Source organism: Nitrospira sp. CMX1 (genome assembly GCF_054902215.1).
Genome location: NZ_JBUBKD010000015.1, coordinates 50,718 through 63,184, shown reverse-complemented (window position 1 = coordinate 63,184; position 12,467 = coordinate 50,718). Strand labels below are relative to the sequence as shown.

At 54.4% G+C, this 12,467-nt stretch carries 15 protein-coding genes; 12 read left to right on the top strand and 3 right to left on the bottom strand.

Features of this window, described 5'->3' with window-relative positions; all coding sequences use genetic code 11:
* Positions 1–203 precede the first annotated feature (203 nt).
* Complete coding sequence (locus ACYX34_RS05480; protein WP_462075549.1) at positions 204–782, bottom strand: YcbK family protein; 579 nt, start codon at positions 780–782, stop codon at positions 204–206.
* A 326-nt stretch (positions 783–1,108) separates the two neighbouring features.
* Between ACYX34_RS05480 and ACYX34_RS05475 the strand changes: the two genes are divergently transcribed.
* Both ACYX34_RS05475 and ACYX34_RS05470 read left to right on the top strand, forming a co-directional pair.
* The gene (locus tag ACYX34_RS05475) at positions 1,109–1,471 is read left to right on the top strand and encodes a response regulator (RefSeq protein ID WP_462075548.1); all 363 of its coding nucleotides are present in this window, start codon (positions 1,109–1,111) and stop codon (positions 1,469–1,471) included.
* Positions 1,472–1,655: 184 nt separating this feature from the next.
* On the top strand, positions 1,656–2,198 hold the full coding sequence (locus ACYX34_RS05470; RefSeq protein WP_462075547.1) for a VanZ family protein: 543 nt from the start codon (positions 1,656–1,658) through the stop codon (positions 2,196–2,198).
* 20 nt (positions 2,199–2,218) lie between these two features.
* Here ACYX34_RS05470 and ACYX34_RS05465 read toward each other — a convergent pair whose 3' ends face one another.
* Together ACYX34_RS05465 and ACYX34_RS05460 are read right to left on the bottom strand one after the other, a co-directional pair.
* A complete protein-coding gene (locus ACYX34_RS05465) occupies positions 2,219–3,067 on the bottom strand; it encodes a hypothetical protein (protein ID WP_462075546.1) in 849 nt (282 codons plus the stop codon).
* Between the two features lie 27 nt (positions 3,068–3,094).
* Positions 3,095–4,837 carry a SagB/ThcOx family dehydrogenase gene (locus tag ACYX34_RS05460; protein WP_462075545.1) on the bottom strand — a complete coding sequence of 581 codons (1,743 nt, stop codon included), beginning with the start codon at positions 4,835–4,837 and terminating at the stop codon, positions 3,095–3,097.
* A 156-nt stretch (positions 4,838–4,993) separates the two neighbouring features.
* Here ACYX34_RS05460 and ACYX34_RS05455 point away from each other — a divergent pair, with 156 nt between their 5' ends.
* From ACYX34_RS05455 to tadA, 10 genes are all read left to right on the top strand, one after another.
* On the top strand, positions 4,994–5,416 hold the full coding sequence (locus ACYX34_RS05455) for a hypothetical protein (protein WP_462075544.1): 423 nt from the start codon (positions 4,994–4,996) through the stop codon (positions 5,414–5,416).
* Positions 5,417–5,493: 77 nt separating this feature from the next.
* Entirely contained in the window at positions 5,494–6,258 is a 765-nt protein-coding gene (locus ACYX34_RS05450) for a tetratricopeptide repeat protein (protein ID WP_462075543.1), read from the top strand.
* A 166-nt stretch (positions 6,259–6,424) separates the two neighbouring features.
* Entirely contained in the window at positions 6,425–7,027 is a 603-nt protein-coding gene (locus tag ACYX34_RS05445) for an acyloxyacyl hydrolase (RefSeq protein WP_462075542.1), read from the top strand.
* A 13-nt stretch (positions 7,028–7,040) separates the two neighbouring features.
* Positions 7,041–7,793 carry a hypothetical protein gene (locus tag ACYX34_RS05440; protein ID WP_462075541.1) on the top strand — a complete coding sequence of 251 codons (753 nt, stop codon included), beginning with the start codon at positions 7,041–7,043 and terminating at the stop codon, positions 7,791–7,793.
* 93 nt (positions 7,794–7,886) lie between these two features.
* Positions 7,887–8,201, top strand: a complete 315-nt coding sequence (locus ACYX34_RS05435) for a tetratricopeptide repeat protein (RefSeq protein WP_462075540.1) — start codon at positions 7,887–7,889, stop codon at positions 8,199–8,201.
* A 36-nt stretch (positions 8,202–8,237) separates the two neighbouring features.
* Positions 8,238–8,438, top strand: coding sequence for a hypothetical protein (locus ACYX34_RS05430; protein ID WP_462075539.1), 201 nt, complete (start codon positions 8,238–8,240; stop codon positions 8,436–8,438).
* A gap of 51 nt (positions 8,439–8,489) precedes the next feature.
* A complete protein-coding gene (locus ACYX34_RS05425) occupies positions 8,490–9,584 on the top strand; it encodes a glycosyltransferase family protein (protein WP_462075538.1) in 1,095 nt (364 codons plus the stop codon).
* A gap of 318 nt (positions 9,585–9,902) precedes the next feature.
* Positions 9,903–10,493: a sigma-70 family RNA polymerase sigma factor gene (locus ACYX34_RS05420; protein ID WP_462075537.1), complete on the top strand. Its 591-nt coding sequence runs from the start codon at positions 9,903–9,905 to the stop codon at positions 10,491–10,493.
* The gene (locus tag ACYX34_RS05415; RefSeq protein ID WP_462075536.1) at positions 10,490–11,143 is read left to right on the top strand and encodes a hypothetical protein; all 654 of its coding nucleotides are present in this window, start codon (positions 10,490–10,492) and stop codon (positions 11,141–11,143) included. The genes ACYX34_RS05420 and ACYX34_RS05415 overlap by 4 nt, the downstream gene beginning before the upstream one ends.
* An 80-nt stretch (positions 11,144–11,223) precedes the next feature.
* The gene (tadA, locus tag ACYX34_RS05410) at positions 11,224–11,751 is read left to right on the top strand and encodes a tRNA adenosine(34) deaminase TadA (RefSeq protein ID WP_462075535.1); all 528 of its coding nucleotides are present in this window, start codon (positions 11,224–11,226) and stop codon (positions 11,749–11,751) included.
* Positions 11,752–12,467 lie beyond the last annotated feature (716 nt).

Sequence of the window (12,467 nt, the reverse complement as noted above, 5' to 3'; positions counted from 1 at the left end):
GAAGGTCTGTACGTCACCTTCATGGTTCTGTTCAGATTTCAAACATCGGCTCACCCAAGTGAGCGCTGCTTTTGACAATCTTTGAAGCAAACCTGCAGAGCATTCCTCAGGGGAGAACAGACAGGTCCCCCAGAGGGGGAGGGAGAAACACCAAATGTGTCGTCCCGTTAGAGAGCACGCCACCCTCAGTGAACACAGACGTGCTAGTGGTACCAGGATCGGAACGGTCCCGAGTCTAAATGCACATATGTCGAGTTTTTATAGGAACCGACTCCGCCATACCTCAATTCCAGTGCAGCCTCACGGAGCTTCTTCAGGGGGATACCAGGGATACTGAGATCGATCGCCTGCCCCTGCACATGCAAACTGTTTCTAGCGGCTTGCTGCCCAGTTCGCACCAAGAGATCGTTATACTCCGGAGACCGAAACCCTGAGATGATATGAATCTCTTGCTGGGTGCCAAGCTTTTTCTGCACCAAATTGACGTGCTCCAGCACCCGCACATCGATGGCACCAATCTCCCCGGTCTTGTGGCAGCGGAGGAGATAATTCACATCATCAAGCGCCGCAAGATCATAGGTGCCGGATTCATCTCGATACGTCACATCCAACCGCTCATCGGTCCAGATGTTGACCAATGTCAACCTACCTTCGGGAAGCTCCCGAGCTTGAACGGGCTGCGGACCAACCAACCGCCCACTTAGCAAGAGAGTCCCGACCAGAGAAACCTGAAGAAACGCTCGACGGGTCCAGGCCCATGTAGACTGATCGGCTCTATTCACGGTCGTACCTTCCTACCTAAAGATGTCCAAAAGTTGAACAACGACGGATTTAAGGCTCCACGCTTGTAGCAAAAAATAAAAACTCGGTCAACCAATTATTTCAGCAGGAAATTAGGCTGAATCTTATGGAAATCGATGGGGAATGCTTGCCGGATCGGATCTCAACGTCCTAACGACGCCTCCGTATCTCAAAACAGGAGAGATCCTCCGCTACGCTGATTGGCCCCACAGCCATCAACCATTTGTCTCTATTGCCCACTATCGTTTTATTTCTAGACAGTCTCAGACCTCCCAGGTAAGATCCAACCATACGAACACGAGCACCTATGGCCACTATTCTCGTTATCGATGATGAGCAATCCATCAGAGGGTTGCTCAAGGGCGTCTTGCAAAAGGCGGGGCACCGTGTGCTTGAAGCAGAGGATGGCCGCAAAGGCCTCGACCTCTACCACAAAGAACCTGTCGACCTTGTGATTATGGACCTTTTGATGCCGGAAACGGACGGGCTTGAAGCCACACTTCAGCTCACCCGCGAATACCTCGACGCCAAAGTCATTGCCATTACAGGAGCCCAAGGCGACCATAACTTCCTCAATGTCGCGAAACTCTTCGGCGCTTGCCGGGCATTTGAGAAACCCTTCGACATCAACAAGCTGCTTGATGCCGTAAAAGAAGAACTGGCGGCCTGACCGCCAAGCCCTCCTCTATCAACCACGGTCTGCTGATCTTCTTTCTGCTCCGACATTGTGCCAGTATCCCCTGTAGACTCAACGTATTCAGGTGCATCCCATCCACTTCCGACCATTCTGCTCATCGGGTATACTTCTGACTTCGAGTGCTGGTCTGATCCGTCAGGATCTGCAATGATGGCCTATGAGTATCAAAGAATCCCCCCCAAACACGTTCCGCACACAGCTGACACTGAAGAGAGGGACTATTTGGTTCTTAGTCGTTGTCCTAGCTATTGCTCCGTTCTTCCCGCTAAGCAGTTTTGCAGGACACCCACACTGGAATCAGATCCGCTGGATTCCTTTTCAGGATTTCTCCCTCACCTGGAATAAGTCTATTGACGTCATTGGCAATACGATTTGGTTTATGGGGTTCGGATATCTGCTTCATTGCCAACAGCATTGGGATTCAGGCCCTCGTTGGACTATTGCGAGGATTATCGCCATCGCAGGGAGCATCTCGTTTTCAGCGGAGCTCTTCCAAGTCTTCTGCCATAATCGCTATCCGTCGATGACAGATGTGGCATGCAATGTTCTTGGCGCTGGCCTTGGTGGGTACGTTGCAGATAAACGGCCTACTATAACGTCAATAGCCCTCTCGCTTACCAGCCGGCTCTCACACGCATTCGGTCAAATGCGATTTTACAAGGCCCCCAACGCTTATAAACGGGACCTACCGCCAGAATAGACTCGCTCCCTCGATCACGGTCATGCACGTAGTGTTTTTCGCGCGAGCCCCCGCATCATCGCCGGGTCCGCATACCCAACTTCACTGAGGGCATCCATCAAGTGTAAGCCCTTCGACACGACCAAGTCCTTGGCCTTCGCATAATTCATTGCACTAAACCGCGCCACGGACGGTTGACCGTTCACGATCTGACAGGCCAACACCTCGCCATTGACCTCAAGCGTCCCACCCTGCTCGATCAAGGCTTGGGCCTGAGCTACGGTAATGCCATGCAGCTGAGCGAATTCTTGAATTCCTCCAGTCTCCACTAGTCGTCCGTCCGGCATGATGCACAGGCGTTTGAAATGCGGCGACCAGTCCTTCCTGAAATCGATGTACTTGATGTCGCCACCTTTGGCGACAGCGCGATCCAACGTTCGATAATCCAAGCCTAAATTTTTCTGCTGCAGTTTGGCCTGGAGTTCACTCGGCAGGGCTATCCGAAACACCTCCCAGGCCGCCTCGACGAGTGAAAGCGCCCTGGATCGAGCCACGTGTTCCGCCTCGGCAAACTGCATCAAGTCCAAGGTCCAAGTTTGTTTCGGACCTTGCTCTCCTGAGCCAATCCGGCACGCGAATAGTCCTCGCGTGAGGATGCCGCCATTCTGTGGGTAGACATACGTTCCACCGGTCGTCAACAAGGCCGTCATCGCTTCAAGTGGAACATCATAGCTCTCGGACAGGATCTTGGTATGGGCTTGAAGATCTTCCTGCTCTGTCATGGCACAGACAGTCACGTTGCCAGGCGCGTCAAACTCCGAATAATCCTCCACAATGTTGTAGAGCACCATCCGCTTCGGTTTCTCAACCTTCTTCTTGATCTTGAACATGTTCCCTTATCTCCTACCCTTTACGCCTCACCCCCTACTCCTCACCAGATGTCCGTACGGCGGCAAGGTCTGCAAGCGTCGGTCTTCCACCGGCCCGCCGATCGTGAAATGATACAGCGACTGCATGGCTAAACTCTGGATGCCGACGATCTCGTGAACCGGATCATCGAAGAAGCAGCCGATTCCGGTCGCTCGCACTCTTGCCGCCTCCGCTTCCAGGTACAGGACCTGCCCGAGCAAGCCTGCTTCCCAAAATAGGCGTGGGTACCACCAGGTACCGCGCTCCCGCAAAGTCCCCTCGAACTCAGCCAACATGCCGAAGGAGAAGGCACTGTCGCCGGCGATATCTTGATGGCAGCTTACCTGTACAGCGAGTTTTCTCGCATCACCCTCCAGCAACCGGTAGAACGGTATCCCCTCAGGACACCCCGGTGTGACGGTCCAGGTCAATTCAGAGTTCATCGCCTGCTGAACACACGACAACTTCCTGCGATCCCGTACCAGAAAATACAAGCCTGAGGTGAGCCCCTCCACCCGATGTACAAAGATCATGAGATGAATCGCCGGATCATAAGGCCAGACATCCCACGGCATCGACCGCTCCAACTGCGGGGATTCAGCCGATGGCATGACCCGTTGCATCATATGGAAAAACGTCGCCGCAGAAATCGATGTCGTGCCGTCAAACGCGACGGCGCTTCGGCGCTGGTGAATGATCTGACCAGCTGAAATCCCGTGAGGCATGAGGGGTAAGGAGTGAAGGGTGACGCGGGGAACGAGAAGCGAAACGCTATGCTCATCACGAGCATGTTTCGAGGACACCTCGGCTACTTCGTCGATGATATCCCATTGGACACCATGTTCCTGACTCAAGCGATTGGCTTTCCCATGCCATGCTCCATCAATCACTTCCTTCACAACCGCCGCATCAAGAAACAACGGCGCCTTTGAATGTTCGCACTTCACGAACGACGCTTCAGGCTTCACATTTTCAGATGGCCAGATCACCGCCAAGCAATCCGCATGTTCTGCTTCAGCCTCGCCAAAGTCTTCTGTGCGATTTGTCCCGAGCAACATCGCCACCGTATCCTGAGCCGTACCGTCCAGCAGCACCATGTTCCAACCAAGTGTCGCCGCCGCAATCCGCGCGGCGCCGATCGCATGGCCGACATCATGATTGCAGTAGCGAAACGCCCGCTCACCATACTTCCAGGCCTCTCGCCAATGAACCGAGGTCAGTCCAAGGAGAAACGCATCAGGGGGAAAATCGGCCATGAGTCGAGCACTCAGGTCGGTTTGGAAATCGGCTCTCCGTTCCAGCCCATGCTCTTTGGGTGCATAGTGATAGAGCCCAGGCGTCAGATCGAGACCTTTGATCTGCGGCAAGACCACATACCCTTCCGTAGGATGCAGATTGCCGGATGAGGGATTCATTCGCAGCGCCCACTCAGACTCGCCGGCCTTCTTCCAGGCCGACAAGGCAAGAGCGAATTCAAAGAACCGTGACAACGTGGTCACGCTGACAGGCTGACAAGGAACAGAGCCCGGTTCATAGAGCGCGGCATACGCAGGGGACACAGGTTGCTCATTGGGCATGAGCAACGGGAGAGAGATGAGCTGAGCCCCCTCGAACCGCCGGAATGGGTCAGGTTGATTCGCCCAATCAAGATACCCCAATGAACGAGCATAACGATTGAAATGGTGCTTCGTACGAACATGATAGTGGAGAACCCGATCGATGGGGTCAGTTGAGATAGACTCACGAGTCATATAGTGTCTCAAACTCTCGGCATTCATTATACGATTCCGAACAGTCTACCGAGCCCCTCACACTAATGTAAATTGATGGTGGAGTACACACGTTGACCTCCTTTCACCCGACTCAGTATCCTTCTGATGATTTCAAGGCCTAGTTGAGGAGGCACGATGCGCTTTGATCCCGCCCTTGCTGCACAAGAAGCTTTTCATCAAGCAGAAACTGAACTCGGCCCAGACTGGGATACGGCTGTTGAACTAGAAGGAACCTTTTCCTCCAATGCCGGAAGTACCGCACGGGAAGCCTATGAAGGGTTACTCGCCCTGGCACAGCAGTATCCCAACGCGCATTCCTTCCAGGCCTTCTGCATCTATATCACCTGGCAACAGGTGACGGAAGAAACTCTTGCACGTCACTTCGAGACCGGCATGAGATTGTCCGAAGCCTATCTGGCCTCTCAGACGAGCAAGAGTCCTCGAGACATCGAGTGCGTCACTGAGCTCCATCATTCGTTCCGAGCTGGATTAGGCCTGGAAGAACTGGATGAGCTTCAGCTTGAATATAAGCGCGACACGCCAAAAGGGGGAGACTGATAGGAAACGGTGCTGAGTGTTGAGTTGTGAGCACTGTCGGAATACCCTGAATCCTGAGAACTGATGGCTGACCGCTTATGAGCGAAGACCACAAACATCGCGCACGGATCTTTCTCCATCGTGGCGATCTGGTCCAGGCTCGCGCGGCATGGGAAGCAGCAGTGGCCGATGACCGGCTTGCAGACAGCCCGCAAGCCTTGTCGGATTCACTGGGAAACCTCGGCAACACCTGCGCTCTGACGAACGACCTCCCCCAGGCCGAACAATGCTATCGCGAAGTGCTCAAGATTCAACGAACCGAGCGAAATCTCACCGCAGTGGCCTATACCTTGGTGAATCTCGGCAACCTCCATATCGCCTCGGACCATCCAGAGAACGCACGCCCCTACTACCTCGAAGCCCTGGATCTCATGCACACGTTACAAGACGCCCGCGGTCTCGGCATCCTCTATACAAATCTTGCCCTGCAAGAGGCTCGGGGCAGCCAATGGGATCAGGCGGTCGTGATGTTCAAACAGGCTCTCGATCAGCATCGAATAGTCGGCAACGAAGAAGGGCTCGCCGTAACGTACAGCCAGCTCGGCAAATGTTACCTAGATCAGGGAGACTTTCTCGAAGCAGAACGTTGCTTGAATAACGCCTCGGAACATTACATCAAGCTTGGAAATGAACCTGCCGAAGCCGCCGTACTCCGCCTCCTCGCAAGACTCTATGAAAGCCGACACGACTCCACATCTGCTCAACGCTGTCTCGAACGTGTCGTTTCACTCGATCTGCGCTATCGATTGCCTGATTTCGAGTCCGACTCGAAAAAGCTCTTGAACCTGAAAGAAACTGGGTAACCAGCTCGCCCTATCCCTTCTTCCTCATGAATCAACACACACCCCCGCGAGCCTAGACAGAACTCAATCCTCTGCTACCTTAGAACACGAGAACACGGCACATCCGAACACCCCTCAATCAAGTTTTCCCTCACAGCAGCCGACAGGATACTGACGAGGAGAGCACATGAACTGGTTCGCTCGCCCCATACTGACTGCCATCTTGGGAATGCCACTGACAGCGCCTCTTGCACTGGCCTCAGATGTCTCGCCTACGATCACGGTCGGCACACAAGAAGTCGGGCTGACCGCCGGCTATATGTTCTCTCACCGACTCACGGACCTTCACAAAACCAAACAACACGGGCCGGCCCTGATGCCCTCGTGGATGATTACGTTGACCGATCCCATCGGGGATAGCTGGTACCGAGGGCAGATCTCGCTCGGGGCAGAAATGGTCTACCTGGAGTTCCGAGAACCATTCCTGACACATGGCGTGGGGTTCACACCGAGGATCAAATACACCTTTGTGGCTTTGGGTCGTGTCCGTCCCTACGCGGAATTTGCTGGCGGGCCTTTCTGGACGGATCTTGGCGGTCGTATTCGTGAAGAAGCCATTGAATTCAATTTCGTCTTGACCGGAGGAGTGGGCGTTTCCTGGTTTCTCACCTCACAACTCACTGTCAACGCAGGCTATCGCTTCCATCATATTTCGAATGCAGGGATTGCCTTCCCAAATCTTGGGTTGAACGCGAGTCTCCCCTTTATAGGATTTTCCTTTTATTTCTGAGGAGACGGTTACCATGACGAGACATGCTGTTCGCTGGTCAATCGTGAGTTGCATCGGAGTCATATTGTGCATGGGAACCGGATGTACTCGCTCGATTGAATTAAAGCCTTCCTCGACGGACTTGCAGCCGACCGAGCCTCTCTCACTTGCCGGCGATGAGCGGGTTCCATTGGTCATGGACACGTTTCACCTGTCACGAAACGGCGCGCCGCAAAATCCTTCGGCTGAAGTCGAACGGCGGGTTCTCAATAAAGTTCAGGACACTCGTCTCTTCTCGACATTGATTCCGCTCGGTGCAAAATCGGACTCTCTCGGCGAAAAAATCGTTTCGGCACGCATCACGGTGGACGAAACCATCGAGCCTCATTCGTGGCTGTCCGCATTCAAGGGCATCATCCTCGGCGGGTCCATGTTTCTTCTTTCACCCTTCGTTGACTTTGAGTACGACTATGCAGCCACGGTCGGCCTTGAACTTGAACGCTGGGACGGACAAGTCAAACGGTACGAAGGCACCTCATCCGGCACCGTGCAGTACAAAATATTTGGTGCCACACCGGTCATGATCGATGAGCTAAAGGGACACGTCACGGAAGCCTGCCTGACAGAACTGACGACCCAACTAATCCGCGACACAACGCGCTATATGGCCAGCAGCGCTCCAACCTCGAGCCCCGGCGTTCGCACGGTGACCGTGAGGGCCAAAAGGCCGTCGACCACCGTTCCCACACGCTCCACGGTTCCTGCAGTGACACCTCCGCTCCCATGACGAACCTGTCCCGTTTCTCCCAACCACGTTCTCATATGGCTCATTCTGGCAGTTCAGTGCTATAGTACCGCTTAAACTTGAACGGCAGGTACTATGGACATTGATGCGTTCCGTCAGATGGTTGCCAAGAATCCTAAGGGATTCCTCGGACGCTATGGACTTGGCAACAAGATTCTTCAAGAAAACGGAAGTCTAGAGGAAGCTGTTGAGCATCTGACGGTGGCCACACAGCTGGACCCAACCCACGCCGCGTCTCATCTAGCCTTGGGACGGACCTTGATCCGATTGGGCAGGCACGCCGATGCCAAGCCCGTCCTCACGGCTGGAATCGAGGCAGTTCTTGCGGGGCGCTCAAACGGCGGGAAGGATCTGGTCCCGGAGATGCAGGAATTACTACGCACACTGTGATGATCATATCGCTATCATGCCTGAAGGAGACTGCACGTGAACCTCGATGAGGCCAGGAAACGAATAGATTCAGCCGTCACACAGTATGGTCAGCATGCCGCCCCCGCCATTGACTTGGTTATGGCGGAGGTTCGCTCCGATCTCGGCACCAAAGCCTTCAACGAATTGGTGGACGAATTTGACCTTGAGTTGATGTACAACATTGCCCCCATGGAGTCGGACCACTCCAACAGCTGAGTCCCTTCGTCCTACACTGGACGTCCCTCATAACATGCCCGCATTCTTTCTATGCCGCTGATCTGGGCCGCCATCTCCGCACATGGATTCGGTCACGCCGCCCAGGTGGTGCCGGTGCTCAATGCATTAGGCCGTCTTGTTCCGGACCTTCGAGTGCTTCTGCGTACGGCCGTTCCTGCATCATTCTTTGTCGATCGTCTCAAGATTCCGTGGGAAACCAGTCCCGTCCAACAGGATGTGGGCTGCATCCAGCAGGGTCCCATAACCATCAATATCGAGGCGACCTGGCATGCGCACCACCAATTCCACAGCACATGGGATGAGCGGCTCCTGACGGAAGTAGCCGCGATGCAGGCGGCCAAACCGGAGCTGATTCTCGCCGACACCCCGTACCTCGCATTGGCAGCAGGGCAGACCGCTTCGATTCCGACCGTTGCACTCGCCAGTTTTACCTGGGACCTGATTCTCTCTGAATACCAGGCTCCTCCTTCAATCGACAACCGAGCAATTGCGCAGTCCATCCGACAGGCCTATAGCCAAGCCGATCTCGCCCTTCGCATCACTCCCTCTCCCACGCTGGACTGTTTTCACCGAGTCATCATGATTCACCCGATTGCCGAACCGGCTGCCCCCGCCCGCAAGGAACTGGCCGAATTCCTGGCCCTTGCGCCTGGTGAACGAACGGTCCTGATCGGATTCGGAGGAATACCGCTGGCTTCACTCCCTTTCGAGACAGTCGAATCACTTCCTGGTTATCGTTTTCTCTTTGATGGTTCAATTCCGTCTGAGAGCAAGCGATTCATCTCGATCAAGTCCCTCCCGTTTTCGTTTAAGACATTGCTCGCCTCAGTCGATGTGGTCATGACCAAGCCAGGATATGGAACCCTGGTCGAAGCCGTCGCCTTACAAGTCCCGACTGTGTACGTTCGGCGATACAACTTCGGGGACGAACAATCTCTCGTGGATTACCTGCACTGTTACGGGAAAGGGATTGAGCTTTCCATGGACGATTTCATGAAGGGTCAATGGGTCACCACGCTTGAGCAAACTATGAATCTCCCTGCGACAGCCCCACCCCCAGAGCCCAGCGGCGCAAGCGAAGCAGCAACTCTGTTGGCACCGTACTTCAAGGGAGATCGACGGTGAGGGTGGATTTGTCGGCCCCACAGAAACACCTCGTTCTTGCACACTCGGTCTCGTAGAACGTTTCGACTATGTGCTGACAGACCTGTTGTTCAACCTCCTTCCTGAAAAATTGGCATCGATAGATGTGAGTTGGCACGACTTACGTCTCCTCCTTGCGACGATCGTTTTCTCCCGCCGATTGGAAATCAACAACAATTCTCTTTTCGAACTTGCGTGAACCGACATTCTTTTTCGCGTTTTCTTCGTGCAGCAGATGCAGGGTGCTATAGTTGTGACCGATTGAGAGATCATCTTCCTATTTCTGACCATCATCGCTTTATGAACACTGCAACCCAGTACGCCGCGTCAACGATTGATCCCAAAGTCGCTATTCGAGCTGGCAAGGAGGACAACGAGGCCTTCATCCAACTCTATGACCAATCAAGCACGATCCTCTTCAGCTTGGCCTTGAGGATACTTGGGAGCCGAGAAGAAGCCGCTGACGTCCTTCAGGAACTCTACGTCGATATCTGGAAACGCACGGTTCGCTATGATGTTGGACGCGGCACACCAATCGCCTGGCTCATCACGTTGACCCGCAGCCGGGCTATCGACCGATTACGAGCTTCCGGTCCCCAATCGCGCCGTCAGACATTGTCGGCCAACGACACCGAGCAGGTTGCCGTACCGGAGCAATTTGAGGGGCCAGCGGACCACGCACTACGAACAGTGATCACGAAAGCACTCGAAGATCTGCCGAAGGCGAACCGGCAGGCAATCGAATTGGCGTACTATGAGGGCCTGCTGCCGGCGGAGATTGCGATGAAGCTTGAGCAGCCGCTCGATGCGGTGATCACCCGTCTCAAGCTTGGCATGTCCGACTTGCACGAGTCCCTGCAGACATACTGGGAACAAGATCTCTCCGCATGACACACCAAGACCTCGAAGACCACGTTCCATTCTACGCGATCGGTGCGCTGGAAAAGATCGAGCGGCAAGCGCTGGAGGCTCATCTGCTTTCTGGATGTGTTCCGTGCCATACCATGCTGAAGGAGTATCAGTCGGTCGCGGTGGCGCTTCCCTTCGCACTCACGCTGGTCCCTCCTCCCCGGAACCTCAAGGCAAAGATCATGGATGCTCGCACACTGCCGCTCTCAGCGGAGGAGGCTGCCAGTCCATCCGCCAAACCCAGCCTTGTGCCAGGCGAATGGATGAATCACCTCTTCCCACCATCTGCATCCTCAACACCGTCGTTTGGGCGAATACTGAGCGTGATGTTCCTCGTCGTCCTGGGTATTCTGGCATTCTTGAGTTGGAATACCTCTCTTCAAGGCACCGCTACCGCAGAACGAGTCGCTGAACTGCAGGCACAAGCAGGCGAAGCACAGGCTAAGCTGGCCGCTCTCCAGCGACAACTGAAAGAGCGCGAAGAAACCCTTGTACAGACTCAGGAAGCACTTCAACGGCGTAGCGCTGAACTCGCGGAGGTGAAAGACCAGCTGATCCAGCGCGAAGCTGAGTTGGATACCCTGAAAACTCAACTCCCTCCACAACGCACGAGACCAACACCGATACCCTAAGAGTTCCCTATCGAGCTTGCTCACAACTCTCCGCACTCCTGTCCCTCTTTCCAACTCTTGTGCTAGCATACGTGGTGACTATGACAGGCGCTCCCACATCTCCGCCGAGACAGCCCGACGGCGATGATTCCCGGTTCATGGAGCTGGCACTTCAACAAGCCCGACTTGCTCCTCTGGTCGGGGAGGTCCCGATTGGTGCCGTGCTGGTCTCTGATAACCACATACTTGCGGCCGCTCACAACTATCGGGAGATCTCACAAGATCCGACGGCGCATGCCGAGATCATCATCATCAGAAAAGCAGCCGAGCAGTTGAAAACATGGCGCCTCACCAACACCACACTCTACGTGACGCTGGAACCCTGCCCGATGTGCGCCGGAGCCATTGTGCAAGCCCGCATCGCTAGAATCGTGTTTGGCGCCTGGGATCCCAAGGCAGGAGCCTGTGGATCTATCCTCGATATTCCTTCTGAGCGCCGCTTCAACCATCGCGTACAGGTGACCGGAGGCCTGCGGGAAGAGGAGAGTCGGGGACTCTTGCAAGAGTTTTTTCGAACCAAACGAGAGGCTCTTGCAGAACAGCGCAAACTCTCAAAGTCAGTCTTCTAAGGAAGGGCTGGTTTATTCTGATTTTGATCAAGCACCTCTTACGACACTGGAGAATCGCGTGGCGTTCGCTCAAGACGTGCAATGAATCAGAACTCCCCGAGGTTTAAGCTCCCTGCACATTCGGCTGGGCAAAATCCGATGGGCATCGTTTGATGTTCCGCAATGGATCAGCAGACACATTACCCATAGACAGCTATATCGGAGTTGTAAAACATGGAATCTTGGAAGCGAGGAATACGAGCAAGGTATCTAGACTTAACCGGCATTGCCCTAGCCTGTGTGGTTCTCGCAGGTTGCTCGGTACAGAGGACACCAACAGAGAGTGTCTCCTCTCAGCCCCCTGCACTCACTCAGACAACAGGCGGAGCCCTGTTTAGCAAGGACAATTACATCGAAACATGCCGTACAAAAGACGTCCCGATTCCGCCTGACTGGAACCAATCCTCATCGGAATGGGTGAGCCACGGCAATCTCAAAACCATCCTACTTACACCAAACAACTTAGAACAGACTCAGGTTGATGAGACCTCCTTCGCACGTGTCTGGTCTTACGCACCACCTCAGGGAAAGGGTGCCTGCATTGCACTGGGGAGGAGCAGTGGATCATTTCAAATCATCTGCCAAAGTGCCACGAGCGGGCACGCCTGTTTTTGGGGCAATGACCCAAACTCCGCACAATCAAACTGGACACCTGATACAGCCGAAATCCTCATCAC